A 25,164-nucleotide genomic window follows, 5' to 3' on the forward strand; every position below is an offset into this window, starting at 1 on the left:
TTGAATCCATGCCAACGCAAAATCCCTCTCGCTTCGCGCCGGATCGCACGCGCGATATCGTGTGTCTCGGCCGCCTCGCCGTCGATCTCTATGCGCAAAATGTCGGCGCGCGGCTCGAAGATGTATCGACGTTCGCGAAGTATCTCGGCGGCTCGTCGGCGAACATCGCGTTCGGCTGCGCGCGGCTCGGGCTGAATGCGTCGATGCTCGCGCGCGTCGGCAACGATCACATGGGGCGCTTTCTCACGGAGACGCTCGAACGCGAAGGCTGCGATGTGAGTCACGTTCGCATCGATCGTGACCGGCTCACCGCGCTCGTGCTGCTCGGCCTCGAAGACCGCGACACGTTTCCGCTCGTGTTCTATCGCGAGAACTGCGCGGACATGGCCGTCGACGAACACGATTTCGATGAAGCGTATATCGCGTCATCGAAGGCGCTGCTCATTACGGGCACGCACTTCTCGACGGAACAGGTGAACCGCACGAGCCGTCGCGCGCTCGACTACGCGCGAAGCAACGACGTCCGCACGATTCTCGACATCGACTATCGGCCTGTCTTGTGGGGTCTCACGGGCAAGGCGGATGGCGAGACGCGCTTCATCGCGAACGAGAGCGTCACCGCGCATTTGCAGCGCATTCTGCCGTTGATCGATCTCGTCATCGGCACGGAAGAAGAGTTTCGCATCGCGGGCGGCAAGGACCGTCTGATCGATGCGCTCGCGATGGTCCGCAAGGTCACGAGCGCGACGCTCGTCGTGAAGCGCGGGCCGCTCGGCTGTTCGATCATCGAAGGCGCGGTGCCGTCGTCCATCGACGATGCGCCGGTTCATGGCGGCGTCGAAGTGGAAGTGCTCAACGTGCTCGGCGCCGGCGACGCGTTCGCTTCAGGCTTCTTGTCGGGATGGCTGCGCGACGAGCCGCTCGAAGCCTGCGCGCGAACGGCCAATGCATGCGGCGCGCTCGTCGTGTCGCGTCACGGCTGCGCGCCCGCGATGCCCACGCCCGCCGAGCTCGATTACTTTCTCGCCGCGGCGAAGGAAGACCCCGCGCGCATGCGCCGCCCCGATCGCGATGCAAAGCTCGCGCGTCTGCATCGCGTGAGTCCCAAGCGCAAGCAATGGGACGAAGTGCTCGGCTTCGCGTTCGATCATCGCAATCAGTTCTTCGATCTCGCGCAGCAAACGGGCGCGAGCGAAGCGCGCATCTCGACGTTGAAAAACCTGTTCGTCGAAGCCGTTGCACAGACGGAGAAAGAACTCGCGCTCGAAGGACGCATTGGCGTGTTGATCGACGATCGCTACGGGCAAGATGCGTTGAACGCGGCGACCGGACGCGGCTGGTGGATCGGCCGGCCGGTCGAATTGCCCGGCTCGATGCCGCTCGAATTCGATCATGGCCGCTCCATCGGCACGACGCTCGTGCAGTGGCCGCGCGAGCAGGTCGCGAAGTGTCTCGTGCAATATCACCCCGATCATCCGCATGACGTGCGTCTCGAACAGGAAGCGCAGTTGCGCGCGCTCTACGATGCCGTTCAGGCAAGCGGCAACGAACTGCTGCTCGAAGTGATCGTGCCGAAAAACGGGCCACCGATTGAAGACGACACCGTGTATCGCGCGTTGAAGCGCCTTTATAACCTCGGCATCTATCCGGAATGGTGGAAGCTCGAACCGATGAGCGCGAAGCAATGGCAAGCCATCGATGCGCTGATCGCGCAGCGCGATCCGTATTGCCGTGGCGTCGTGTTGCTGGGATTGTCGGCGGGCGTCGATCAGTTGCGTGAAGGCTTCGCAGCGGCGGCATCGTCGAAGACGTGCAAGGGCTTCACCGTCGGGCGCACGATTTTTCATGAGCCGAGTCATGCGTGGCTCGCCAATGAGATCGACGACCGCGAACTGATCGCGCGCGTGCGACGCACGTTCGAAGCGCTGATCGATGCATGGCGCGAGGCGCGTTCGTCTTCGGGCGCAGAACTTCGAGTGACACAGGAGCAAGCCGCATGAACCAGCGTGCAACGCAATCGGAGACTGCAGTGAGTTCGACCATTCGACTGACCGCCGCGCAAGCGCTCGTGCGCTATCTCGCGGCGCTTCGCACCGGACACGGCGAGCCGCTTTTCGGCGGCGTGTTCGCGATCTTCGGGCATGGCAATGTCGCGGGTATGGGCGAGGCGTTGTATCGGCATCGCGATGAATTGCCGACGTATCGCGCGCACAACGAGCAGGCGATGGCGCATAGCGCGATCGCGTATGCGAAGGCGCATATGCGGCGACGCATGATGGCGGTGACGACGTCGATCGGTCCGGGCGCGACCAATCTCGTGACGGCGGCCGCGCTCGCGCATGTGAACCGCTTGCCGGTACTGCTGTTGCCGGGCGATATCTTCGTGTCGCGCGCGCCCGATCCGGTGTTGCAGCAAGTGGAGGATGGTCACGATGGCGGCGTCTCCGCTAACGATGCGTTGAAGGCAGTATCGCGTTACTTCGATCGCATCGTGCATCCCGCGCAATTGTTGAGCGCATTGCCGCGCGCGATACGCGTGCTCACCGATGCGGCGCAATGCGGCCCGGTCACGCTCGCGTTGCCGCAGGACGTGCAGGCGATGGCGTACGACTACCCTGCTTCGTTCTTCGAGCCGCGCGCCGTCGAGTTTCATGCGCCGGCACCGATTCCGCGCGAGATCGAACGCGCCGCCGCGATGCTGCGTGAAGCGCGCGAGCCGTTGATCGTATCGGGTGGCGGCGTGCTGTACGGACTCGCGACCGATGCGTTGCGCACGTTCGCGCACAGGCATGGCGTGCCCGTCGCGGAGACGCAGGCGGGCAAAGGCGCGCTCGCCTGGGACGATGCGTTGAACGTCGGCGGTATCGGCGTGACGGGCGGCACCGCTGCGAACGAACTCGCGCATGCGAGCGATTGCGTGCTTGCTATCGGCACGCGTCTGCAGGATTTCACGACCGGATCGAACACGCTATTCACGCAGGCGCGGCTTGTCGCGGTCAATGCGAATCCGTTCGATGCGCTCAAGCAGAACGCGCTCGCCGTGCAGGCGGATGCGCGTGCCGCGCTGGAAGCGTTGTCCGAAGCGCTCGGCGACTGGCACGCATCGCCGCAATGGACGACGCGCGGGCATCGGCTTGCGAATGAATGGCGCGAGACCGTGGCGCATGTGACGAACACGCCCGTCGCGGATGGCAAGCTGCCGCGCGAAGCCGATGTGATCGGCGCGGTGCAGCGCTCGGACGATGCTTCTTCAGCCAACGATATCGTCGTGTGTGCTGCGGGCACTTTGCCCGCGGATTTGCAGAAGCTCTGGCGCACCAGCGCGCCGGGCGGTTATCACGTCGAATACGGCTATTCGTGCATGGGCTATGAAGTCGCGGGCGGACTGGGCGTGAAGCTCGCGCGGCCCGAGCGCGAAGTGATCGTGATTGTCGGCGACGGCTCGTATCTGATGATGAATAGCGAGCTCGCTACGTCGGTGATGCTCGGCGCGAAGTTGATCGTGGTGTTGCTCGACAATCGCGGGTTCGGGTGCATCAATCGCTTGCAGCAGGCTTGTGGCGGGGCGCCGTTCAACAATCTCATCGATGATTGCAAGCAGGGCGCGCTTGGGGCGCCGGAGATCGATTTCGCGATGCATGCGCGGTCGCTCGGGGCTTTGGCGGAGCATGTTTCCAGCATCGATGAGCTTATCGTCGCGATGAAGCGCGCGCGGGCGGCGGATCGCAGTTATCTCATCTCTATCGATACGGATCCTTCGAGGACTACCGAGGAAGGTGGATGGTGGTGGGAAGTCGCCGTTCCTGAAGTGTCGGATCGCGCGGCTGTCGTCGTTGCGCGTGAGGCCTATGAGCAGGCCGTCAAAGCTCGTAGTGTTTGATTGAGCTTCTATGGAAGCCTGTGATCGCGTCGGTCTATTGGCGTTGCCCCTGTGCGGGGCGGCAGTCACTTTCTTTGCTGCTGCAAAGAAAGTAAGCAAAGAAAGCAGCTCGTCACGGCCCGCGGTCACACGCAATTTGGGTAGTCCTCTCGTCACAGGCGGCACTCGCCTAAAGAGTGCCCTCAAACACCTAATCGGGCTTGGCTCGCGCACGGTCTGCCGCCCGAATACGTTGAGGACACTGGTTCAGCACGAAAGAGCTTCGGCACAGCGCTACGCGCTGCCGCCCGGTATGCAAGGGAAACCAAAGGGCGGCGATTGCAGTGAGATGGAGACGTTAGTAGAGAAGCACGCGCGGACCCGGTTGACCGGTCGGCCGCGCAGCGGGCTGGAGCTATTTGGTGCTGAACCAGTTTGGTGTGTGGTGCGATGTGGCAGACCGTGCGCGATCCAAGCCCGAATAGGTGTTTGAGGGCACTCGTTAGGCAGCCCACGAACGACGAGAGGACTACCCAAATTGCGTGTGACCGCGGGCGTATCGGAAGCTGCTTTCTTTGGTTACTTTCTTTGCAGCAGCAAAGAAAGTGACTGCCGCCCCGCACAGGGGCAGTGCTAATAGACCGACGCGAAACCGGGATCCGGCGAAAGCGAAAGCAAAAAGCAAAAAGCAAAAAGGAGAACCCAACATCATGCCTTTGAAAAAGATACGCATCGGCATCAATCCATTGTCATGGATGAACGACGACCTGCCTTCGCTCGGCGGCGAGACGCCTCTCTCCACCGCCCTGACGGAAGGAAAACAGATCGGCTATGAAGGCTTCGAGCTAGGCAACAAGTTCCCTCGCGAACCGCAAGCGCTAAAAGCCTTGCTCGCGCAGTACGAGCTAGCGCTAGTCTCCGGTTGGTATTCAGGCCGACTCGCAGAACGCAGCGCAGAAGAAGAAATCGAAGCCGCGGGCCCCCATCTCGACCTGCTCGCGCAAAACGGCGCGACCGTAATGGTCTACGGCGAGGTCGCCAACTCGATCCAGGGCGCGCCAAAACCGCTCTATCAACGTCCGCGCTTTTTCTCGGATGCGCAATGGACCGGGTACGCAGACCGCCTGAACCGCTTCGCCGAATACACCCTCTCGCGCGGCGTGCGCGTCGCCTATCATCATCACATGGGCGCGTATGTCGAAACGCCCGCCGACGTCGACCGCCTCATGGCGCTCACCAACGATTCGGTCGGCCTGCTGTTCGACGCGGGACACATCACGTTCGCGGGCGGCGATGCCCTGAGCGTGCTGCAAAAGCACATCGCTCGTGTATGCCACGTCCACTGCAAAGACGTGCGCCCCGAAATCGTGAAGCTCGCGCGCAATCGCAACTGGAGCTTTCTCGATGCGGTCATCAACGGTGCGTTCTCCGTGCCCGGCGATGGCTGCGTCGACTATCCGGGCATCATCGCGTGTCTCGCGAAGCATGATTACGAAGGCTGGCTCGTCGTGGAAGCGGAACAGGATCCGGTGATCGCGCCGAGCTACGCATACGCCGACAAGGGCTATCGCACGCTGCGTACGCTCGTCGACGCAACATTCAAGGAGGCAGCATGAGCCTGCTAGTGAAAGCATCGCGCGAAGGACAAACCATCGCGCGCGTCACGCCCGATTCCGCGGGCTGGAAGCACGTCGGCTTCGCGGCGTATCGCCTGAATGCGGGCGATGTCGTGCATGTCTACGACGCGGATCGCGAAAGCTGCATCGTCGTGTTGACGGGCACGGTGAGCGTCGAAGCGGGCGACGAGCATTATCAGTCGATCGGCTCGCGCGACAGCGTGTTCGAAGACGCCGCCCCGTATGCCGTCTACGTGCCGCCGAAGCTCGCCGCCATCGTGCGTGCGGAACGCGATGCGCAGATCGGCGTCGCGAGCGCGCCCGCGAAGGGCGAGTTTCCGCCGCGTCTCATCGAGCCATCGCAAATGAAGCGCTCGACGCGCGGCAAGAACGCGAATACGCGCTACGTGTGCGACATTCTTCCGCAAACGGAAGATGCCGAGTCGTTGCTGGTCGTGGAAGTGCGCACGCCGGGCGGACATGCGTCGAGCTATCCGCCGCACAAGCACGATCAGGACAATGTGCCCGTCGAAAGCTCGCTCGAAGAGACGTATTACCATCGACTGAATCCGCCGCAAGGATTCGCGTTTCAGCGCGTTTATACCGATGAACGCGATCTCGATGAAACGATGGCCGTCGAGGATCACGATGTCGTCATGGTGCCGCGTGGGTATCATCCGGTGGTCGTGCCGTATGGCTACGATAACTACTATCTGAACGTGATGGCCGGCGACAAGCGGACGTGGCACTTCAAGAACGATCCGAAGCATGAGTGGATCGTGGAGAGGGATAGCAAGGCGCAGGGTTAAGCGAGCGGGAAGGCGAATGCCGCATGTCGCGGCATTCGCTGCACTACGCGTTCCAGGGATCGAAGATCGTCGCGTCGAACTGACTAATGGGTGCCGATGCTCTTCTCGACGCAGCAATTTCCGCGTACGCATCGGCTGCATCGTTATCGAAACTCGGCAGACGGCCAGCGAAATCTTCACTGAAGATGATCCGCGTGGCGTCCCATAGGCGCTGCCGCCTGATACCTGCGGCCATCGACCATATTCCATAGAGAATTTCTCCACGCGTGACAGTCGTGGTGAACAGTGCCGAACGCGGCTCGTTGGCGAGCCATGTCAAAACGCGCTGTTCCGGCGCCGGACGCAGCAACTCGGAAAGGACGTTGGTATCCAGAACGATCAGTCATCGAACCCCGACGGGTTACGAATCGCCTCGCGCTTGGGAAGCTCCAACTCGACTCCGCCAAGCGGATCGATGCGGCCACGAATCGATTCGACAAGAATCTTTCCTTGCGCCGGTTCTGTCCAAAGAGCTGTCCGCAGAATGTCGCGAGCCTCTTCCTCCATCGAGCGACCGTGCTTCGCTGCCTGCATACGCAGGAACTTCAGGCATATTGACTCGAATCGAACGTGCCACCGACCGACAGCCATTGCCGCGAGATCGCTTCATCGCGCGCGAGCGTCTCGATCGTCCCATCGAACTGTATCGCCCCATGCCCCATGACCGCGACGCGCGCATCGAGCGTGCGCGCGATCGTCAATCGCTCTTCGATCAGCAGCGTCGCGACGCCGCGGTTGCGCAGCATCGCGAGACACGCGGCCACTTCCGCGAGCACTTGCGGCGCGAGCCCTTCGCCCGGTTCGTCGATGACGACCAGCGACGGATCGCCCGTCAACGTGCGCGCGAGCGCGAGCATCTGCTGCTCGCCGCCCGACAACGCGCCCGCCTTCACCGACGCGCGTTCTTCGAGCACGGGAAACAGCCGATACGCATCGCGCAACGCAAAACGCGTGCCCTTCCTTTCGCCCAGCACGAGATTTTCGCGCACCGTGAGCGCAGGGAACACATCGCGCGTTTCGGGCACGTAACCAATGCCCAGCCGCGCGATGCGATGCGCCCTCAAGCCGACGAGCTGAACATCGCGATAGCGCATGTCGCCCGCGCATCGCACGAGTCCCATGATGGCTTTCGCGAGCGTCGATCGTCCCGATCCGTTGCGGCCGACAAGCGCCACCGCTTCGCCTTCGTCAATGCACAGGTGCACGCCGTGCAGCACTTGCGCCGCGCCGTACCACGCGCACAAATCGTCGATACGCAACTGCGCCTTCATGACGCGACTCCACCGAGATACGCGTCCTGAACAGCGCGATTCGCGCGTATCGCAGCGGGCGTATCGGTGGCGATCACGCGCCCTTGCACGAGCACCGAAATGCGATCCGCGAGGCCGAAAACCGCATCCATGTCATGTTCGATGACGAGCAGCGTGCGCCCTTCCGTCGTCGCGCGAATCAGTTCGAGCGCGCGAGTCGCCTCCGCGCGATTCATGCCGGCGGTGGGCTCGTCGAGCAAGATCAGCGACGCATCGGTGGCAAGCGCGATGCCCAGATCGAGCGCGCGTTGCTCCGCGTACGTCAGGCGTGCCGCGAGTTCGTCGGCGCGCGCGGCAAGGCCGATGGCATCGAGCATCGCGTGCGCGCGTTCGTCGATTCGTCGCGAAGGCAGCCATCGATCGACAAGCCGCGACGATGCCGCGCCGAGCGCCGCGCAACGCAGGTTCTCGAACACGGACAAGCCGCCGAACACGCTCGTCGTCTGAAAGCTGCGGGCAAGCGAGCGCGATACGCGTTGCGGCGGCTTGCCGGTGATATCGATTCCGCTCGCGACGATGCGTCCATCGTCGGGCCGCGTGCGTCCCGAGATCAGATCGAAGAGCGTGGATTTGCCCGCGCCGTTCGGTCCGATGAGCGCGTGCCGCTCGCCCGCAGCGACCTGCAAGTCGACGCCGCGCAGTACGCGCGTCACGCCGAAGCGCTTGACGATGCCATGCAATTCGAGCGCCGCGTTCATCGCGCGGTCCTCGTGCGTCGCGCGAGCCACAAGCCCAGCAACGCGCACGGCAACGCGATGAACCACGCGCGTGCATCGGTTCGTCCGGCGTAAAGCGCTTCGACCGGCACGACGACCGCGACGCCCCACGCGATCGCGCTCAGCATGCCGATGCACAAGGACCGCGCATCGCGCCGAACGAGGCCCGCGACGCCTTCCGGCGCGGCCACGACGACCCACATGAACAAGAGCCCGAGATACATCGGCCACGCGGTGCTGACGCTCGCGAGCCCGACGCTGAAGAACGTGAGCAGCACCGCGCCGACGATCGGCCCGGCGAACGTGCCCGCGCCGCCGATGACGGTCGCGACGAGCGCGCTCGTCGATCGCGCAAGACCGACGCTCTCCGACGACACCAGCTCGACGTTGATCAACGCCAGCACGCCCGCGATGCCCGCGAAAAACGCCGACACGATCAACACGTGCAGGCGCACGCGCGCGGGCGCGAAGCCGATCGCGGCGGCGCGCGCGGGATTGTCGCGCACGGCGTTGGCGAGACGGCACATCGGCGTGCGCGAAAACGCGAACATCGCGACCGCCGATATCACGCACCAGCACGCGATCAACGCATACGCCTCGCGCGGCGGCCCGAAGGTCATCGCGAAGAACGAAGGCCCGCTCGCGCGATCGATCGTCACGCCGCCCTCGCCGCCGAACCACCCCGGCACGAGCCACACGCATGCGGCGACGAGTTCGCTCAAGCCCAGCGTGATCATCGCGAAGGACGTGCCCGCGCGCTGCGTCGAAATCGCGCCGAAAACGACCGCGACGAGCATCGCCGCGCATCCGCCGATCATCGGCAGTAACGGCAACGGCACGCCGAATCGAGCGAACGCATGCGCGGCGGCGAACGCGCCGAGACCCGAATAGACCGCGTGCCCGAACGAGAGCAAACCCGTCTCGCCGAGCAACAGGTTGTACGAAAGCGCGAGGACGATGAGCGTCGCCGTCTGCGCGAGATACGCGAGCAGCCACGATTGATCGACGACGAGCGGCGGCAGCGCGAGCGCGACGATCAGCGCGATGAAGACCTTAAGCATCGCGCGTGCGCTCGCCGAAAAGCCCGCGCGGCCGCGCGGCCAACATCGCGACGAGCAGCAGATACGGCAGCACGGGCGCGAGTTGCGCGACCGTCAACGCGCTCCACGCAGGCGGCAAGGTCACGCCGAGCGATGCCGCGATGCCGCCCGCCGTCGCGCTCGCGCCGACCGCGAAGGTCTGGACGCAGCCGATCAGAAGCGACGCGACGAGCGCGCCGCCGAGCGATCCGAGCCCGCCGATCACGACGACGACGAACACGATCGGGCCCATCGCATCGGCCATCGCCGGTTCGATGACGGCGAGCGGCGCGCCGATCACGCCAGCGAGCGCGGCGAGCGCGGTGCCGGCGGCGAAGACCATCGTGAAGACGCGCGGCACATCGTGGCCGAGCGTTTCGACGGTCGCGGGATGCGTAAGCGCCGCGCGCACGATGAGCCCCGTTTTCGATGTACGCAACACGAGCCACAGCGCGCCGAGCATGACGACGGCGACCGTCATCATGAACACGCGATAGCGCGCGAACGATGCGCCGTACAGCATGAAAAGCGGTCCGTCGAGCACGCGCGGAACGGCGGCGGGCAACGGCCCGAATCCCCAGACGAGCTTCACGCCCTCGCCGATGACGATGGCCGCGCCGAACGTCAGCAGCATGTCGGCGAGCGCGCCGCGCGCATGGACGCGCCTCAATAGCAGGCGCTCGAACAAGGCCCCGGCAACGCCAACGATCAATGGCGCACAGATGAGCGCGAACCAGAATCCGCCGTACGCGGCGAGCGCCTGCCCGACATACGCGCCGAGCATGTAGAAACTCGCGTGCGCGAAGTTGAGCACGCCGAGCATCGAGAAAATCAGCGTGAGTCCCGCCGACAGCATGAACAGCAGCAATCCCACGCTCACGCCGTTGAGCAGACTCACGCAAAACCACTGAAGCAAAACGCGACCCTCAGCCGGTGATGAGCGGCTTCAACGCATCGATGAGCGGCGCGGGCAACGGCACCGGCCTGCGCGTCACGCGATCCACGTAGACATGCACGAAATGCCCCTGCGCGGCGGCTTCGTCCGCGCCTTGCGTGAAGATCGCGACTTCGTAGCGCACGCTGGTATTTGCCGAGCTTCTCGACGCGCAAGCCCGCCTCGATCGGTTCGGGAAACACGACCGGCGCGAAGAAATTGCAGCGCGTCTCGACGACGAGGCCGATGGTTGCGCCCTCGCTGAAATCGAGCACGCCCGCGCGCAGCAGGTACTCGTTCACGACCGTATCGAAGTAGCTGTAGTAGACGACGTTGTTGATGTGACCGTAGACGTCGTTATCCGACCAGCGCGTGCTGATCGGCAGGAAGTGCGCGTAATCGGCGCGCGTGGTCGGGACCGGCTTGCTCATCGCTCAGAGAGACTCCATCAGCATGCGTCGATAATCGTCGGCGCTCGCCTCGCGCGGGTTCGTCTTGTGGCAGTGATCCGCGAGCGCGCCCTTCACGACCTTGTCGAACATGCTTTCGTCGACGCCCATCTGCGACAGACGCGTCGGCAGGCCGAGGCGCGCGGTCATGTCGTGCACGGCCTGCGCGACATCGGCGTTATCGGGGAGATTCATCACGCGGCGCATGCGCGCGAAACGCCGGTCCGCGACGACCGTCGGCGCGCTTTCGTTGAAGCGCAGCACGGCAGGCAAGACCACCGCGTTCAGCGTGCCGTGATGCAGCGACGTGCGTCCGTTCACCGCCAGCCCGCCCAGCGGATGCGACAGCGAATGCACGCAGCCGAGGCCCTTCTGGAACGCCATCGCGCCCTGCATCGACGCGGACATCATGTTCAGACGCGCGTCGCGGTCCTGGCCGTCGTGCGTCGCGCGCTCGATGTTGGCCCACGCGCGTTCGAGTCCATCGAGCGCGATGCCGTCGGCGGGCGGATTGAACGCGGGCGCGAGAAACGTTTCGATGCAATGCGCGATCGCGTCCATGCCGGTCGCGGCGGTGAGCGGCGGCGGCAGGCCGAGCGTGAGCGACGGATCGCAGACCGCCGATTTCGGCAGCAGATGCCACGAATGGAAGCCGAGCTTGCGCCCGTCGTTCAGGATGATGATCGCGCCGCGCGCCACTTCACTGCCCGTGCCCGACGTGGTCGGCACCGCGATCAGCGGCGCCGCGCGCTCGGTGATCTTGCCGCTGCCGCCTTCGATCGTCGCGTAGGTCGTGAGCGGCTCGTCGTGCGTCGCGGCAATCGCCACGCCCTTCGCCAGATCGATCGATGAGCCGCCGCCCACCGCGATCAGGCCGTCGCAGCCTTCGCGCTTGTATTGCGCGGCGGCTTGCATGACCATCGCTTCGGTCGGATTCGACGGCGTGTCGTCGAACACCGGCAGCGCGCCGAGCCGCGCGCTTTCGATCACGCGATCGGCAAGCCCCGCCGCCTTCACGCCTTTATCGGTGATGACGAGCGGACGCTTCATCCCGATGCGCGCGCATTCGCTTTGCAGCGTCTGTAGCGCGTCGTAGCCGAGATGAATGTGGGTCAGATAGAAGATGAAGGCCATGGCGTCAGCGTCGATAAAAGAGGTGCGGCCATGTTGAAACCGCACGCCGGAAGTGTCAATCGGGGTTAGATCGACGCCGACAAGGCGCGCACTTCATCGACGAAGCGCTCGACGGTCCCCCGCTGCGTATCCCACGCGCACATCAGACGGCAGCCGCCCGAGCCGATGAACTGATAGAAGCGCCAGCCCTTCGCGCGCAGCGCCGCCGCGACGTGCGCCGGCAACTCCGCGAACACCGCGTTCGATTCGGGCTTGAAGAGCAGCGACACGCCCGGAATGCCGGCGAGGCGCTCGGCCATCAGCGATGCCATCGCGTTCGCGTGACGCGCGTTGCGCAGCCAGACGTCGTCGTCGAGCAGACCGAGCCACGGCGCGGAAATGAAGCGCATCTTCGAGGCGAGTTGCCCGGCCTGCTTCAGGCGATAGGCAAAATCGGCGGCGAGCGCCTTGTCGAAGAACACGACCGCCTCGCCCACCGGCAGACCGTTTTTCGTGCCGCCGAAGCACAGCACATCGACGCCCGCGCGCCACGTGATCTCCGACGGATGCACGTTCAGCGTCGCGACCGCGTTCGCGAAACGCGCGCCGTCCATGTGGATCTTCAGATGCCGCCGCTTGGCGATGGCCGCGATCGCGCGGATCTCCTCGACGGTGTAGACGGTGCCGACTTCCGTCGCCTGCGTGAGCGAGACGACCTTGGGCTTCGGATAGTGGATATCCGAGCGCTTCGTGACGAGTTCCTCGATCGCATCGGGCGTGAGCTTGCCGTTCTCGCCCTTCGCGGTGAGCAGCTTCGAGCCGCCGGAGAAGAATTCGGGGCCGCCGCATTCATCGGTTTCGATATGCGCGAGTTCGTGGCAGATCACCGAGTGATACGACTGACAGAGCGACGCGAGCGCGAGCGAATTGGCCGCCGTGCCGTTGAAGACGAAGAAGACTTCGCAATCGGTCTGGAAGAGGTTGCGGATGCGGTCGCAGACTTGCGTGGTCCACGAATCGTCGCCATAGGCGGGTTCGTGGCCGCTCGTGTTGGCCTGGATCAGCGCTTGGAGCGCTTCCGGGCAGATGCCTGCGTAGTTGTCGGAGGCGAAGTGTTGGATCGGGTCCGTGGGCGCTGTCATGGGGTCGCTGTGATGGCCGGTTTTTGAACGCGGCGCGCGCGGGCGCTAAAACATCGAACGTCATCGCGCGCGCCGGCAATCGGGCCATTTTAGCGGTTCATCGCCTTCCGAACCGCGTGCGCCTACTTGGTGTTCGGCGCGCTCGCGGCGTTGGCCTGCTGCGCTTCCTGGGCCTTCTTGTCCTTCTTGTTCGCTTCGTGATGGCCGATCGCGCAGCCGCCGATCGCGCCCGCGGTGCCATGTCCGCCCGCGACATGTCCCGCGACGCCGCCGACCGCCGCGCCCTTCAGACAGCCCTTCGCCTGCGCGGCGCCCGTTGCTGCGAGCATCGTCGAAGCCAGAATGATCGATGCGAGTCTGCGATTCATATGTCGTCTCCCTTGCGTTGATGGAACTTCACGGGAAGACGCACGCGCCATACCTGACAGCGTGTAAAGAAAAACGGCCCGATCTTCGTCAGATCGAGCCGTTTTGTCAGAAGCGATGAACGCTTAAAGCTGCTGCTGCACCCATCCGGTCACGCCGGCCAGCGCGGCCGGCAGATTGGCCGGTTCCGTGCCCCCTGCCTGCGCCATGTCGGGACGGCCGCCGCCCTTGCCGCCGACCTGCTGCGCGACGAAATTGACGAGCTCGCCCGCCTTCACCTTTTTCGACGCGTCCGGCGTCACGCCCGCGATCAGGCTGACCTTGCCGCCATCGACCGATGCAAGCACGATCGCCGCGCTCTTGAGCTTGTCCTTGAGCTTGTCGACGGTTTCACGCAGCGTCTTCACGTCCGCGCCTTCGAGTTGCGCGGCGAGCACCTGCACGCCGGAAACATCGACGGCCTTCGAGACGAGTTCGTCGCCCTGGCTCGCCGCCAGCTTCGATTTCAGCGCGCCCAGTTCCTTCTCCAGCGACTTCACGTGCTCCTGAACCTGCGCGATGCGTTGCGTGAGTTCGGACGGTTGCGCCTTCAGCACGCCCGCTGCCGCATTGATGCGCTGATCCAGTTCCTGCACGTAGCGCACGGCGTTGTCGCCGGTGATCGCCTCGACGCGGCGAATGCCCGCCGCGACGCCGCCTTCCATCACGATCTTGAAGAAGCCGATGTCGCCGGTGCGCTGCACGTGCGTACCGCCGCACAGCTCGCGCGAGAAGCCGAGATCGAGCACGCGCACGGTGTCGCCGTATTTCTCGCCGAAGAGCGCCATCGCGCCGCCCTTCACCGCGTCGTCGTACGGCATCACGCGCACGACGCCCGGCGCGTTCGCGATGATCTCGTTGTTGACGATCTGCTCGACGCGACGGATTTCTTCGTCCGACATCGGCGCGTTGTGGGCGAAGTCGAAGCGCGTCTTGTCCGCATCGACGAGCGAGCCTTTCTGCTGCACGTGACCGCCGAGCACTTCGCGCAGCGCCTTGTGCATCAAATGCGTGGCCGAGTGATTGCGCGCGGTGCGGGCGCGGCGCACGCCGTCGATTTCCGCCTTCACGACGTCGCCGACCTTGAGCGTGCCCTGCTCGACCGTGCCGTGATGACCGACGACATCGGCCTGCACTTTCAGCGTGTCCGCGACGGCGAAGCGCACGCTTGCGTTCGCGAGCACGCCCTGATCGCCGACCTGGCCGCCCGATTCGGCATAGAACGGCGTGTGATCGAGCACGACGACCGCTTGCTGGCCGTCCTTCACTTCATTGACCGATGCGCCTTCGACGTACAACGCGAGGATTTTCGCGTCGTCGAAGATTTCCTTTTCGTAGCCGTGGAACGTGGACTTCGCGCCCGAGTATTCGAGGCCCGCCGCCAGCTTGAACTTGCCGGCCGCGCGCGCCTGATCGCGCTGACGCGCCATCGCGTCGTCGAACGCGGGTTCGTCGACGGTCACGCCACGCTCGCGGCACACGTCCGCCGTCAGATCGAGCGGGAAGCCGTAGGTGTCGTGCAGCTTGAACGCGAGTTCGCCGTCCAGTTGCTTCACGCCCTTCTTTTCGAGATCGGCCAGTTCGCCTTCGAGGATCGACATACCGTGCTCGATGGTCTCGAAGAAGCGCTCTTCTTCCTGACGCAGCACGTCGGTCACGCGTTGTTGCGCATCGGTGAGTTCCGGATACGCCGCGCCCATTTCCGCGACGAGATCCGCGACGAGCTTGTGGAAGAACGCGCCCTTCTTGCCGAGCTTGTAGCCGTGACGGATCGCGCGGCGCACGATGCGGCGCAGCACGTAGCCGCGGCCTTCGTTGCCGGGAATGACGCCGTCGACGATCAGGAACGAGCATGCGCGGATGTGGTCCGCGATCACCTTCAGCGAGTTGTTTTCCAGGTCCGGCGTGTTCGTTTCGCGCGCCGCGGCCTTGATGAGATTCTGGAACAGGTCGATCTCATAGTTGCTGTGCACGTGCTGCAGCACGGCGGCGAGACGTTCGAGGCCCATGCCGGTATCGACGCACTGCTTGGGCAGCGGCGTCATGTTGCCTTGCGCGTCGCGATTGAACTGCATGAACACGAGATTCCAGATCTCGATGAAGCGGTCGCCGTCTTCTTCGGGCGATCCCGGCGGGCCGCCCCAGATTTCCGGGCCGTGGTCGTAGAACACTTCGGAGCACGGACCGCACGGGCCGGTGTCGGCCATCTGCCAAAAATTGTCCGATGCGTAACGGGCGCCCTTGTTGTCGCCGATGCGGATGATGCGCTCGACCGGCACGCCGATTTCCTTCGCCCAGATATCGAAGGCTTCGTCGTCTTCCTGATAGACCGTGACCGTGAGTTTTTCCGCCGGCAGGTTGTAGACCTTCGTCAGCAGTTCCCAGCAGTAGTGAATCGCGTCGCGCTTGAAGTAATCGCCGAACGAGAAGTTGCCGAGCATCTCGAAGAACGTGTGATGCCGCGCGGTGTAGCCGACGTTCTCCAGATCGTTGTGCTTGCCGCCCGCGCGCACGCTGCGCTGCGCGGTCGTCGCGCGCGAATACGGACGCGATTCGCTGCCCAGGAACACGTCCTTGAACTGGACCATGCCCGAGTTGGTGAAGAGCAGTGTCGGGTCGTTGCCGGGCACGAGGCTCGACGAACGCACGATCGTATGGCCCTTCGATTCGAAAAACTTCAGGAATTTCTCGCGTATTTCGGCGGCTTTCATAGCGTACGGGGCGTGTCTTCGGTTCTTTGATGGCGCCCGCGGGCAGCTGATTTCGCAGGCTGCCGGCGGAACAAGGGTGATTGTCGATTATACGGGATTCGCCGCGCGCGCCCGGGCGATGCGGACGCCCGCGCTATCGCGCACGCCGCGGTTCTGTGCGACAGTCGCACTCCGGAGACACAACGTAGCGAGACACATCGATGGGAGCCTTGAGCCATATTCGCGTGCTGGACCTGACCCGCGTGCTGGCGGGACCGTGGTGCGCGCAGACGCTCGCCGACTTCGGCGCGGACGTCATCAAGATCGAGCGGCCCGGAACCGGCGACGACACCCGTCACTGGGGCCCGCCCTACCTCAAGACGCCCGAGGGCAACGACACGCACGAAGCCGCGTACTACCTCGCGGCGAACCGCAACAAGCGCTCGGTGACGGTCGATATCGCCACCCCCGAAGGCCAGCAGATCGTGCGCGAACTGGCCGCGCAAAGCGATGTCGTCCTCGAAAACTACAAGGCCGGGCAACTGAAGAAGTACGGGCTCGACTACGAGTCGCTGAAGGCCGTGAAGCCGGATATCGTCTATTGCTCGGTGACGGGCTTCGGGCAGACGGGGCCGTACGCGTCGCGCGCGGGCTACGATTTCATCGTGCAGGGCATCGGCGGATTCATGAGCATCACCGGCGAGCGCGACGGCCAGCCCGGCGGCGGTCCGCAGAAAGCGGGGGTGGCGATCGCCGATCTGATGACCGGCATGTACGCGGCCATCGGCGTGCTCACCGCGCTCGCGCACCGCGACCGCACGGGCGAGGGCCAATACATCGACATGGCGCTGCTCGACGTGCAGGTCGCGATGCTCGCCAACATGAACACGAATTTTCTCGCGAGCGGCAAGCCGCCGGTGCGCTGGGGCAACGCGCATCCGAACATCGTGCCGTATCAGACCTTCCAGACGAGCGATGGCTGGGTCATCGTCGCGGTGGGCAACGACGGGCAGTTCCGCAAGTTCGTCGAAGCGGGCGGACGCCCCGAGCTGGCCGACGACGCGCGTTTCGCGGCGAATCCGTCGCGCGTGCGCAACCGCGACATGCTCGTGCCGATTCTCGCGGACATGGTGCGTCTGAAAGGCAAGCACGAATGGATCGCCGAGCTCGAGGCGGCGGGCGTGCCGTGCGGGCCGATCAACGATCTCGGCGAAGTATTCGAGGATCCGCAAGTGCTCGCGCGCAGGATGCAGATCGATCTGCCGCATCCGACGGCCGGCACCGTGAAACTCGTCGCGAGCCCGATCAAGATGAGCGCGACGCCGCCCGAAGCGCGCACGCATCCGCCGCTGCTAGGCGAGCACACGTCGAGCGTGCTGGCCGACGTGCTCGGCTACGACGAAGCGAAAATCGCGCGATTGCGGGAAAAGAAGGCGATCTGAACCCTTATCGAACGCCCGCGCCGATCAGACCGCCCGCCGCCGCGCCCGCGACGGTGCCGATCGGCCCGCCCGTGACCAGATACCCGAGCGCGCCGCCGGCGGCCGCGCCGACGCCCGCGTGAGCCTGCTGACGCGAGACGTTTGCGCAGGCGGCGAGGCTCGATACGAGCGCGGCTGCGGCGGCGAATTTGAGCGTCGTGAGGGCGATCTTCTTCATGATGGGCTTCCTTGTGTTGTCGTTGTGATGTGTTGTGCCTGGCGCTCGAGCGTGCCCCCGGAACCGGCGCGCTCGATGTACGCGAGCCGATCTTAAGAGCCCGCGCGCGCGCCTTTCAACGCGATTTACGTCCCGTTACGGCGGTTACGAGGCGTGCCGCGGCACGTAAACCATGTAACGGAACTCGCGAAACGGCGCGACGGCTGGAACCGCCCGGCGAAACAAAGCGCGAGCGCTTCCTCATACGCCGCCGCGGCCTGCCCCGGACGGTTGCGTAAGGTAGAATCGACCCAATATTCAAGGCCTTTGTACGCGTTTCGAGTTTCATCGAGCGCTTCCCGAACCGATCACGCGCGCGAGCGCATCCGCTGCCACTTTTTCCGCATGAACACCGATCGCAACGACGCTCCGGCGCCATCCAATTTCATTCGCAACATCATCGAAGACGACAACCGCTCCGGCAAATGGTCGCAGCGGGTCGAGACGCGCTTTCCGCCGGAGCCGAACGGCTATCTGCATATCGGCCATGCGAAGAGCATCTGCGTGAACTTCGGCCTCGCCGCGGATTACGGCGGCGTGTGCCATCTGCGCTTCGACGATACGAATCCCGAGAAAGAAAGCGTCGAATACGTCGATTCGATCATCGACGCCGTGAAATGGCTCGGCTTCGACTGGAACAAGAACGGCATCGAGCACCGCTATTTCGCGAGCGACTACTACGACAAGCTGTACGAATACGCCGAAATGCTCATCAAGAAGGGCCAGGCGTACGTCGACAGTCAAACGGCCGAAGAGATGCGCGCGACGCGCGGCTCGGCCGCCGAAGCCGGCATCAACTCGCCGTATCGCGATCGTTCGCCCGAAGAAAACCTCGACCTCTTCCGCCGCATGAAGGCGGGCGAGTTCAAGGAAGGCGAGCACGTGCTGCGCGCGAAAATCGACATGGCGTCGCCGAACTTCAACATGCGCGATCCGGTCATCTACCGCATCCGCTTCGCGCATCATTACCGTACCGGCGATACGTGGTGCATCTACCCGATGTACGACTACGCGCACTGCGTGTCGGACGCGATCGAGAACATCACGCACTCGCTCTGCACGCTGGAGTTCGAAGATCATCGGCCGCTCTACGACTGGTTCCTCGCGCAGCTCGCGGACGACGGCGTGTTTCAGCGTCCGCTCCCGCAACAAATCGAGTTCTCGCGCCTGAACCTCACCTACGCGATCACGAGCAAGCGCAAGCTGCTGCAGCTCGTGCAGGACAATCACGTCGACGGCTGGGACGATCCGCGCATGCCGACCATCGTCGGCGTGCGTCGCCGCGGCTTTACGCCGGAAAGCATTCGTTTGATGGTCGAGCGCGTCGGCGTGACGAAGGTCGATTCGTGGATCGACATGAGCATTCTCGAAGGCGCACTGCGCGACGATCTCGACGAGAAAGCGCCGCGCGCGATCGCCGTGCTCGATCCGCTGAAGCTCATCATCGACAACTATCCGGAAGGACAGAGCGAGGAATGCAGCGCGCCGGTGCATCCGCATCATGCGGATCGCGGCGTACGCACGTTCCCGTTCTCGCGCGAATTGTGGATCGAGCGCGAGGACTTTCAGGAAACGCCGCCGAAGGGCTATTTCCGCCTCTTCCCCGGCAACAAGGTGCGTCTGAAGTACGGCTTCATCGTCGAATGCACGGGCGCGGACAAGGACGAGAACGGCAACGTGATCGCCGTGCACTGCAACTACTTCCCGGACAGCAAGTCGGGCACCGAAGGCGCGAACAACTACAAGGTGAAGGGCACGATCCACTGGGTCAGCGCGGCGAGCGCTTATGCGGCCGAGGTGCGTCTGTACGACCGTCTGTTCAAGGAACCGCAGCCGGGCGCGGGCGGCGCGGAGTTCCTCGACGCGCTCAATCCGGATTCGAAGCGCGTCGTGAACGCCTATCTCGAACCGAGCGCGCGCGATGCGAACGCCGAAGACCGCTTCCAGTTCGAGCGGCACGGCTACTTCGTCGCGGACCGTGTGGATTCGCAGCCGGGTAAGCCCGTGTTCAACCGCATCGTCAGCCTGCGCGACAGCTGGGGCAAGCCGGCCTGACATCGATGCAACGAGGGCGCCGCGCGGCGCCCTCGTCGTGTCTGGCGGCCCGGCCATACGCCGCTTCCAACGAGGAGAACATGAAGCAGTCGCATTCCTTCGCGCCGCGCCGCACACGGGCCCAACGAAGCGCCGCCCTCGCCTCCGTGCTGCTGTTCGCATCCGCCGGCGCGGGTGCCGCCACGAGCGCCGAACTGGCGACGGCCCAAGCCAGCGTCGATCAGATGCCGCCGTCGGCGACGCTGCGCAAGATCGCCGAGAACGGCGCGATCGTGCTGGGCACGCGCGAATCGTCGGTGCCGTTTTCGTACACGGTGAAGCAGCAGCCAGTGGGCTACTCGTACGACATCGCACTGAAGGTCGTCGACGACATCAGGAAGCGCCTCAAGATGCCGAACCTCGCGGTCAAGAACGTGATGGTCACGTCGGCGAACCGCATCTCTTATGTCGTGAACAATCAGGTCGATCTGGAATGCGGCTCGACCGCGCATGTGGCCGATCGCGATCCGCTCGTCGCGTTCTCGAACAGCTTTTTTCAGTACGGCATCCGCATGGCCGTGAAGAAGAAGTCGGGCATCCGCGATTACGACGATCTCGCGAACAGGACGGTCGTGACGACGGCGGGCACGTCGGACGAGCGCATGCTGCGGCAGATGAGCATCGACAGGAAGCTGAACCTGCGCATCATCAGCGCGCGCGATCATGCGGAGGCGTTCGCCGCGCTGAAGTCGGATCGCGCGGTCGCGTTCGTGATGGACGATCCGCTTCTCTACGGCAAGATCGCGCAGGAAGGCGCGGCGCGCAATGAATACACGGTGACGGGCGCGCCGCTCGCGAACGAAGCGTACGGCTGCATGATGAGAAAGGGCGACCCGGTGTTCAAGCGCATCGTCGACGACGTGATCGCCGGCATGCAGCGCTCGGGCGAAGCCACGAAACTCTACGAGACGTGGTTCATGCGCCCGATTCCGCCCGACGGCATCAACCTGCAATTCCCGATGTCGCCGGAAATGAAGGCGCTCTTCGCCAATCCCAACGACCGCACGATCGACTGATCGCGCCGGTCAAAGCGTCTCGTGCAGTTCGGCGAGCGAGAGCGTGGTCTGAAAGAGCCGCGCGAGACTGCGGCTCGCGAACTGATCGACATCCGCCGGACTGACCCAACGATACGCATCCATCTCCGGAATCATGGTGCCGTCGCTGTAGCGCGGGAAAAACGATTCGCACACGCAGTTTTCGAGCTGCACTTCCTCGGCGGAAACGCGCACCGCGAACAGATGCAGATCCTTGTCGCGGCGATAGACGAAGCGCCCGAGATCCTTCAGACGTTCAGCGGGCAGCACGATGCCCGTCTCCTCGACGAGCTCGCGCAACGCCGCCTCGCGCGGGTTTTCGCCCGGATCGGCGGCGCCCTTGGGCACGTCCCAGTGCGTGGTTTCGGTCGCGTGACAGAGCAGCACGTCGCCCTGTTCGTTGAGGATGACCACGCCGCACGATACGGTGCGCGAGGTCATCGATCGCTTGCCCGGTTCGTCACTGCTTCTTGAGTTTCCACGTGCCGTCGCTCTGCTTGCATGCGGTCGGGATCCAGGTTTGCGTCTGTCCCTTCGCGTGCGCGACGAGCGTGACCTTGCGGCATTTGAGGCCGCCGGATTCGAAGGTTTCCTGCGGCGTCACCGTTCCGTTGATCGGGACCGTGTTGCCCGTGCCCTCGTTGTTCCAGTCGAGCGATTCGCCGTCCTGCTTCGTGTTGAGCGCGATCTGCGCGGCCTTGTTGAGCGCCTGCAGGTCGCGCTGCTTCATGTAGGTGATCGGCGTGTTGTTCAGGAAGCCGAGATTGGCGGCGGATGCGGTCGCGCTCACGGCGACGAGCGCGGCTGCCGCGATCGTCCGGAGAGAGGCGTGAGCGAACGCTCGATCTCGTATCGGCATGAAGTTTCTCCTCGTTGCATTGGTGTTTCGCCGATGACCGCGCCGGCCGTCGGCTGCAACGAGAATAGCATGAGGCGCGGGCCGCGCCGCCCGCGCTGTCTCAGTTTTGCGCGGACTTCATTTCGTTGATGCCGATGCCCTTTTGCGAGTCCTTGTCCCTCGCCGGATCGTAGCCGTCGGTGAGCGTGCCGAGGAACGCGACGACGTCCTTGATCTCGGCTTCGTCGAGCGCGGGTTTGTCGCCTTTCTTGCGATCGAACGGCGGCTCGGTGTTGACGTTCTCCCAGTACTTCTTCGGCAGGTCGTCGAACTTCTGCACGGCGCCGTTCTTCGACACCGGATAGAACTTTTCCGGATTCGTGTCGCGCTCGACATAGAAACGCACCACGTCTTCCAGACGATGATAGATGCCGTTATGGAAGAAGGTCTTGCGCGTCGCGACGTTGCGCAGCGACGGCGTGCGGAAGATCCCGCAATACTCGTCCATGCCCTTCAGGTCGCGACGCTCGGGACCGCATGCGCCGAGATCGTGGAAATTCGGATTCTTGTTGATCGGCAAGGCGCGGTTGCGCGGCACGCCGATCGCGATCAGGCCGAAGTCGCTGAACTGCGGCGGCGAGCCGTCCTTCGCGCGCTGGCTGATGTGGCACGACGCGCAATTGCCCTTGTTCTCGTCGTTGAAGAGTTGCAGGCCGTGCATTTCGGCGTCGTTGAGCTTCGCGCGGCCGGCGAGGAACGCGTCGTACTTGCTCGTGTACGGATAGAACTTGTCGGGCGATTGCTCGAACGCTTCGAGCGATTCCAGCACCGACGCGAACGCCTTGTCGTCGCTTGCGAAGACATCGGCGCCGAACGCGCGGCGGAAATCATCGGCATAGGACGACGCCTTCACCGCCGCGACGACCTTGCCCGGCGTGCTGCCCATTTCGAACGACGACAGAATCGGGATGCGCGCCTGATCCGATCCGCGATCGACGCGGCCGTCCCACGTCAGGCCGCCGGTCGGACCGGCATCGACGCTTTCGTCGCCTTCATCGTCGGAATCGTGGAAGTGACGCGTGAAGGCAGGCACCGACTGCAAGTACCTGAGCGACGGCACCGCGCGAAAGCCCGCCTGATGCATGTCGTTGCCGCCGAGCTGCACGGACAGCGCATTCGGCGGCCCGAACGCATGACTCGGGCTATGGCACGACGCGCACGCGAGCTTGCCCGACCCGGACAGCGACGGATCGAAGAAAAGCTTCTCGCCGAGCGAGGTGATCTGCTTCACATGCGCGAATACTTCCGCGCGCGATTGACCGTGCGGCGCCGAGTTGTCCGCGTTGGCCGCATTCACCGTCCTGGCCGCGACGTTCGCCGCGTGCGAATCGCAGCCGCTCATCGCCGCCGAAAACGCGGCAAGCGCGATGGAACACAGGACGAACGGCAGGCGCATCGAAGACATGGCGTAGGAGGCGGAATCGAAAGATGCCGAAGCGTATGTCGTCTGCGTGTCTTTCATGTGACAAGCCTCGACGCTTTCACATCGAACCATCTACGCGAAATTTATTAAGCAAACATTACGCAAACGAAAGCGTTATTACATGGTTGCGTCAATTTGCGTTGCGACACTGCGCACGCCGGCGAGCAAAGACTCATTCGACGATGAAGCCGCGCCGTGCGCCGGTCCCCAACACAAGAGAGATCCTCAATGAACAAGAAACTCGTTTGCGCGGTGCCGATCGTGGCCACTGCCGCATTCGGCCTCTACGCATGCGGTGGCGACGACCATCACGACAGCAGCGATATTTCTTCGGTGAAGAACGTCGTCGTGATCTACGCGGAAAATCGCAGCTTCGACAATCTGTACGGGCATTTCCCCGGCGCGAACGGCCTGCAGAACGTAACGGCGGCGAGCGCGCAGCAGCTCGACCGCGACGGCAGCGTTCTGCCGACATTGCCGACGATCTGGACCGGCCTGACGGCGACGGGCGTGACGCCCGCGATCACCGCGGCGATGACGACGAATCTGCCGAACGCGCCGTTCGCCATCGACGATCCGAAGGGCTTCAACATCCAGCTGAACGTCACGACGCGCGATCTGTATCACCGCTTCTACGAGAATCAGATGCAGATCGACGGCGGCAAGAACGACAAGTTCGCCGCGTGGGGCGATTCGGGCGCGCTCGTCATGGGTCACTACGACACGCCGCCGGACAAGCTGCCCCTCTACAAGATCGCGCAGCAATACACGCTCGCGGACAACTTCTTCATGGGCGCGTTCGGCGGCTCGTTCCTGAATCACCAGTGGCTCGTCTGCGCCTGCACGCCGATCTATCCGAACGCGGACAAGAGCGTCGCGTCCGGCTCGATTTCGGCCGTGAATGCCGATGGCGTGTCGCTGAAGCTCAAGACGGATCCGCCGCCTTCGGCGCTCACCGGCTCGGCGGACGCGCAGTTCGTGAACTCGGGCACGCTCACGCCCGACTTCTACGCCGTCAACACGATGCAGCCGCCGTATCAGCCGAGCGGCAACCCGGCGCCCGCGGGAGTCGATCCGGCGCTCGGCGATGCGACCAAGGCCAACACGCTGCCGCCGCAGACGCAGCAGCACATCGGCGATCTGCTGAACAGCGCGGGCGTGAGTTGGGCGTGGTACGGCGGCTCGTGGGCGGCGGCGCTCGCGAACCGCTCGGTCATCAACGGCGCGGTCAACGTCGTGCCTGACTTCCAGACGCATCATCAGCCGTTCAACTACTTCGCCGATCTCGCGCCCGGTACGGCAAACCGCGCGCAACACTTGCTCGACGGCGGCACGAACGGTTCGGAGTTCATCAAGGCGATCGACGCGGGCACGCTGCCGCAAGTCGCGTTCTACAAGCCGCAGGGCAACTTGAACGAGCACGCCGGTTACACGGACGTCGCGCAGGGCGACCAGCACATCGCCGATCTGATCTCGCATTTGCAGAAGAGCCCGCAGTGGAAGAACATGGTCGTCGTCGTGACGTATGACGAAAACGGCGGCTTCTGGGATCACGTCGCGCCGCCGAAGGGCGATCGCTGGGGTCCGGGCACGCGCATTCCGGCGCTCATCATTTCGCCGTACGCGAAGAAGGGCTTCGTCGATCACACGCAGTACGACACCACGTCGATCCTTCGCTTCATCACGAAGCGCTTCAACCTGCCGACGCTGCCGGGCCTCGCCTCGCGCGACGCCGCGCTGGTGGCGAACGGCGCGCCGAAGATGGGCGATCTGACCAACGCGCTCGACTTCTCGCAGTAAGCATCGCGCGCACGCAACAATGAAAGGGCCGCGGCTTTCGAAGCCGCGGCCCTTTC

22 protein-coding genes and 1 pseudogene are annotated in these 25,164 nt (G+C 64.1%); 8 read left to right on the forward strand and 15 right to left on the reverse strand.

Features of this window, described 5'->3' with window-relative positions:
- Positions 1–8: 8 nt before the first annotated feature.
- The 4 genes from NCS00_RS09670 (at position 9) to iolB (ending at position 6,284) form a co-directional block, all read left to right on the forward strand.
- On the forward strand, positions 9–2,000 hold the full coding sequence (locus tag NCS00_RS09670; protein WP_250439981.1) for a bifunctional 5-dehydro-2-deoxygluconokinase/5-dehydro-2-deoxyphosphogluconate aldolase: 1,992 nt from the start codon (positions 9–11) through the stop codon (positions 1,998–2,000).
- Positions 1,997–3,880 (forward strand): 3D-(3,5/4)-trihydroxycyclohexane-1,2-dione acylhydrolase (decyclizing), encoded by a 1,884-nt coding sequence (iolD, locus tag NCS00_RS09675; RefSeq protein ID WP_250439983.1) that lies wholly within the window; start codon positions 1,997–1,999, stop codon positions 3,878–3,880. Before NCS00_RS09670 ends, iolD begins: the two co-directional genes overlap by 4 nt.
- Before the next feature lie 689 nt (positions 3,881–4,569).
- Positions 4,570–5,475, forward strand: coding sequence for a myo-inosose-2 dehydratase (gene iolE, locus NCS00_RS09680; RefSeq protein ID WP_250434926.1), 906 nt, complete (start codon positions 4,570–4,572; stop codon positions 5,473–5,475).
- Entirely contained in the window at positions 5,472–6,284 is an 813-nt protein-coding gene (gene iolB / locus NCS00_RS09685) for a 5-deoxy-glucuronate isomerase (RefSeq protein WP_008341974.1), read from the forward strand. Before iolE ends, iolB begins: the two co-directional genes overlap by 4 nt.
- A gap of 43 nt (positions 6,285–6,327) precedes the next feature.
- Here iolB and NCS00_RS09690 read toward each other — a convergent pair whose 3' ends face one another.
- From NCS00_RS09690 to alaS, 11 genes and pseudogenes are all read right to left on the reverse strand, one after another.
- Positions 6,328–6,666: a PIN domain-containing protein gene (locus tag NCS00_RS09690; protein ID WP_250523019.1), complete on the reverse strand. Its 339-nt coding sequence runs from the start codon at positions 6,664–6,666 to the stop codon at positions 6,328–6,330.
- Positions 6,663–6,857, reverse strand: a complete 195-nt coding sequence (locus NCS00_RS09695; protein WP_081851873.1) for a FitA-like ribbon-helix-helix domain-containing protein — start codon at positions 6,855–6,857, stop codon at positions 6,663–6,665. Before NCS00_RS09695 ends, NCS00_RS09690 begins: the two co-directional genes overlap by 4 nt.
- An 11-nt stretch (positions 6,858–6,868) precedes the next feature.
- Complete coding sequence (locus NCS00_RS09700; RefSeq protein ID WP_250439986.1) at positions 6,869–7,594, reverse strand: ABC transporter ATP-binding protein; 726 nt, start codon at positions 7,592–7,594, stop codon at positions 6,869–6,871.
- A complete protein-coding gene (locus NCS00_RS09705; RefSeq protein WP_239295555.1) occupies positions 7,591–8,331 on the reverse strand; it encodes an ABC transporter ATP-binding protein in 741 nt (246 codons plus the stop codon). The genes NCS00_RS09700 and NCS00_RS09705 overlap by 4 nt, the downstream gene beginning before the upstream one ends.
- Entirely contained in the window at positions 8,328–9,410 is a 1,083-nt protein-coding gene (locus tag NCS00_RS09710) for a branched-chain amino acid ABC transporter permease (RefSeq protein ID WP_008341984.1), read from the reverse strand. Before NCS00_RS09710 ends, NCS00_RS09705 begins: the two co-directional genes overlap by 4 nt.
- Positions 9,403–10,284 (reverse strand): branched-chain amino acid ABC transporter permease, encoded by an 882-nt coding sequence (locus tag NCS00_RS09715; protein WP_250440001.1) that lies wholly within the window; start codon positions 10,282–10,284, stop codon positions 9,403–9,405. The genes NCS00_RS09710 and NCS00_RS09715 overlap by 8 nt, the downstream gene beginning before the upstream one ends.
- A gap of 70 nt (positions 10,285–10,354) precedes the next feature.
- Positions 10,355–10,793 (reverse strand): annotated as a pseudogene (locus NCS00_RS09720) (acyl-CoA thioesterase).
- Positions 10,794–10,796: 3 nt separating this feature from the next.
- Complete coding sequence (gbd, locus tag NCS00_RS09725; protein ID WP_250439987.1) at positions 10,797–11,945, reverse strand: 4-hydroxybutyrate dehydrogenase; 1,149 nt, start codon at positions 11,943–11,945, stop codon at positions 10,797–10,799.
- Positions 11,946–12,010: 65 nt separating this feature from the next.
- The gene (locus tag NCS00_RS09730; RefSeq protein WP_033537101.1) at positions 12,011–13,045 is read right to left on the reverse strand and encodes a threonine aldolase family protein; all 1,035 of its coding nucleotides are present in this window, start codon (positions 13,043–13,045) and stop codon (positions 12,011–12,013) included.
- Between the two features lie 143 nt (positions 13,046–13,188).
- On the reverse strand, positions 13,189–13,434 hold the full coding sequence (locus NCS00_RS09735) for a hypothetical protein (protein ID WP_034474291.1): 246 nt from the start codon (positions 13,432–13,434) through the stop codon (positions 13,189–13,191).
- Between the two features lie 123 nt (positions 13,435–13,557).
- Entirely contained in the window at positions 13,558–16,182 is a 2,625-nt protein-coding gene (alaS, locus tag NCS00_RS09740) for an alanine--tRNA ligase (RefSeq protein WP_008341992.1), read from the reverse strand.
- A gap of 200 nt (positions 16,183–16,382) precedes the next feature.
- Here alaS and NCS00_RS09745 point away from each other — a divergent pair, with 200 nt between their 5' ends.
- Positions 16,383–17,603, forward strand: a complete 1,221-nt coding sequence (locus NCS00_RS09745) for a CaiB/BaiF CoA transferase family protein (RefSeq protein ID WP_250439988.1) — start codon at positions 16,383–16,385, stop codon at positions 17,601–17,603.
- A 4-nt stretch (positions 17,604–17,607) separates the two neighbouring features.
- Here the strand turns inward: NCS00_RS09745 and NCS00_RS09750 are convergent, their stop codons facing one another.
- Positions 17,608–17,820 (reverse strand): hypothetical protein, encoded by a 213-nt coding sequence (locus NCS00_RS09750; RefSeq protein ID WP_008341996.1) that lies wholly within the window; start codon positions 17,818–17,820, stop codon positions 17,608–17,610.
- 384 nt (positions 17,821–18,204) lie between these two features.
- Between NCS00_RS09750 and NCS00_RS09755 the strand changes: the two genes are divergently transcribed.
- The gene (locus tag NCS00_RS09755; protein WP_250439989.1) at positions 18,205–19,914 is read left to right on the forward strand and encodes a glutamine--tRNA ligase/YqeY domain fusion protein; all 1,710 of its coding nucleotides are present in this window, start codon (positions 18,205–18,207) and stop codon (positions 19,912–19,914) included.
- A gap of 80 nt (positions 19,915–19,994) precedes the next feature.
- Positions 19,995–20,969 carry a transporter substrate-binding domain-containing protein gene (locus NCS00_RS09760; protein WP_008341999.1) on the forward strand — a complete coding sequence of 325 codons (975 nt, stop codon included), beginning with the start codon at positions 19,995–19,997 and terminating at the stop codon, positions 20,967–20,969.
- 9 nt (positions 20,970–20,978) lie between these two features.
- Here the strand turns inward: NCS00_RS09760 and NCS00_RS09765 are convergent, their stop codons facing one another.
- The 3 genes from NCS00_RS09765 to NCS00_RS09775 form a co-directional block, all read right to left on the reverse strand.
- The gene (locus NCS00_RS09765; RefSeq protein ID WP_250439990.1) at positions 20,979–21,428 is read right to left on the reverse strand and encodes an NUDIX hydrolase; all 450 of its coding nucleotides are present in this window, start codon (positions 21,426–21,428) and stop codon (positions 20,979–20,981) included.
- 19 nt (positions 21,429–21,447) lie between these two features.
- On the reverse strand, positions 21,448–21,846 hold the full coding sequence (locus tag NCS00_RS09770; RefSeq protein ID WP_008342001.1) for an RT0821/Lpp0805 family surface protein: 399 nt from the start codon (positions 21,844–21,846) through the stop codon (positions 21,448–21,450).
- A 100-nt stretch (positions 21,847–21,946) separates the two neighbouring features.
- A complete protein-coding gene (locus tag NCS00_RS09775; protein ID WP_502800873.1) occupies positions 21,947–23,227 on the reverse strand; it encodes a cytochrome-c peroxidase in 1,281 nt (426 codons plus the stop codon).
- 309 nt (positions 23,228–23,536) lie between these two features.
- Between NCS00_RS09775 and NCS00_RS09780 the strand changes: the two genes are divergently transcribed.
- Positions 23,537–25,108: an acid phosphatase gene (locus tag NCS00_RS09780; protein WP_250439991.1), complete on the forward strand. Its 1,572-nt coding sequence runs from the start codon at positions 23,537–23,539 to the stop codon at positions 25,106–25,108.
- Positions 25,109–25,164: the final 56 nt, after the last annotated feature.

Origin of the sequence: Caballeronia sp. AZ1_KS37, assembly GCF_023631165.1 — a bacterium.
Taxonomy (GTDB): Bacteria; Pseudomonadota; Gammaproteobacteria; order Burkholderiales; family Burkholderiaceae; genus Caballeronia; species Caballeronia zhejiangensis.

What these genes read in the sequence shown, in the direction of transcription:
- iolE (WP_250434926.1), top strand. Translation starts at nt 4,570, where the DNA reads ATGCCTTTGAAAAAGATACGCATCGGCATCAATCCATTGTCATGGATG.
- NCS00_RS09770 (WP_008342001.1), bottom strand. Translation starts at nt 21,846, where the DNA reads ATGCCGATACGAGATCGAGCGTTCGCTCACGCCTCTCTCCGGACGATC.
- NCS00_RS09755 (WP_250439989.1), top strand. Translation starts at nt 18,205, where the DNA reads ATGAACACCGATCGCAACGACGCTCCGGCGCCATCCAATTTCATTCGC.
- NCS00_RS09710 (WP_008341984.1), bottom strand. Translation starts at nt 9,410, where the DNA reads ATGCTTAAGGTCTTCATCGCGCTGATCGTCGCGCTCGCGCTGCCGCCG.
- NCS00_RS09670 (WP_250439981.1), top strand. Translation starts at nt 9, where the DNA reads ATGCCAACGCAAAATCCCTCTCGCTTCGCGCCGGATCGCACGCGCGAT.
- NCS00_RS09735 (WP_034474291.1), bottom strand. Translation starts at nt 13,434, where the DNA reads ATGAATCGCAGACTCGCATCGATCATTCTGGCTTCGACGATGCTCGCA.
- alaS (WP_008341992.1), bottom strand. Translation starts at nt 16,182, where the DNA reads ATGAAAGCCGCCGAAATACGCGAGAAATTCCTGAAGTTTTTCGAATCG.
- iolD (WP_250439983.1), top strand. Translation starts at nt 1,997, where the DNA reads ATGAACCAGCGTGCAACGCAATCGGAGACTGCAGTGAGTTCGACCATT.
- iolB (WP_008341974.1), top strand. Translation starts at nt 5,472, where the DNA reads ATGAGCCTGCTAGTGAAAGCATCGCGCGAAGGACAAACCATCGCGCGC.
- NCS00_RS09775 (WP_502800873.1), bottom strand. Translation starts at nt 23,227, where the DNA reads ATGAGCGGCTGCGATTCGCACGCGGCGAACGTCGCGGCCAGGACGGTG.
- NCS00_RS09695 (WP_081851873.1), bottom strand. Translation starts at nt 6,857, where the DNA reads ATGCAGGCAGCGAAGCACGGTCGCTCGATGGAGGAAGAGGCTCGCGAC.
- NCS00_RS09700 (WP_250439986.1), bottom strand. Translation starts at nt 7,594, where the DNA reads ATGAAGGCGCAGTTGCGTATCGACGATTTGTGCGCGTGGTACGGCGCG.
- gbd (WP_250439987.1), bottom strand. Translation starts at nt 11,945, where the DNA reads ATGGCCTTCATCTTCTATCTGACCCACATTCATCTCGGCTACGACGCG.
- NCS00_RS09760 (WP_008341999.1), top strand. Translation starts at nt 19,995, where the DNA reads ATGAAGCAGTCGCATTCCTTCGCGCCGCGCCGCACACGGGCCCAACGA.
- NCS00_RS09715 (WP_250440001.1), bottom strand. Translation starts at nt 10,284, where the DNA reads ATGCTGTCGGCGGGACTCACGCTGATTTTCTCGATGCTCGGCGTGCTC.
- NCS00_RS09745 (WP_250439988.1), top strand. Translation starts at nt 16,383, where the DNA reads ATGGGAGCCTTGAGCCATATTCGCGTGCTGGACCTGACCCGCGTGCTG.
- NCS00_RS09705 (WP_239295555.1), bottom strand. Translation starts at nt 8,331, where the DNA reads ATGAACGCGGCGCTCGAATTGCATGGCATCGTCAAGCGCTTCGGCGTG.
- NCS00_RS09750 (WP_008341996.1), bottom strand. Translation starts at nt 17,820, where the DNA reads ATGAAGAAGATCGCCCTCACGACGCTCAAATTCGCCGCCGCAGCCGCG.
- NCS00_RS09765 (WP_250439990.1), bottom strand. Translation starts at nt 21,428, where the DNA reads ATGACCTCGCGCACCGTATCGTGCGGCGTGGTCATCCTCAACGAACAG.
- NCS00_RS09780 (WP_250439991.1), top strand. Translation starts at nt 23,537, where the DNA reads ATGAACAAGAAACTCGTTTGCGCGGTGCCGATCGTGGCCACTGCCGCA.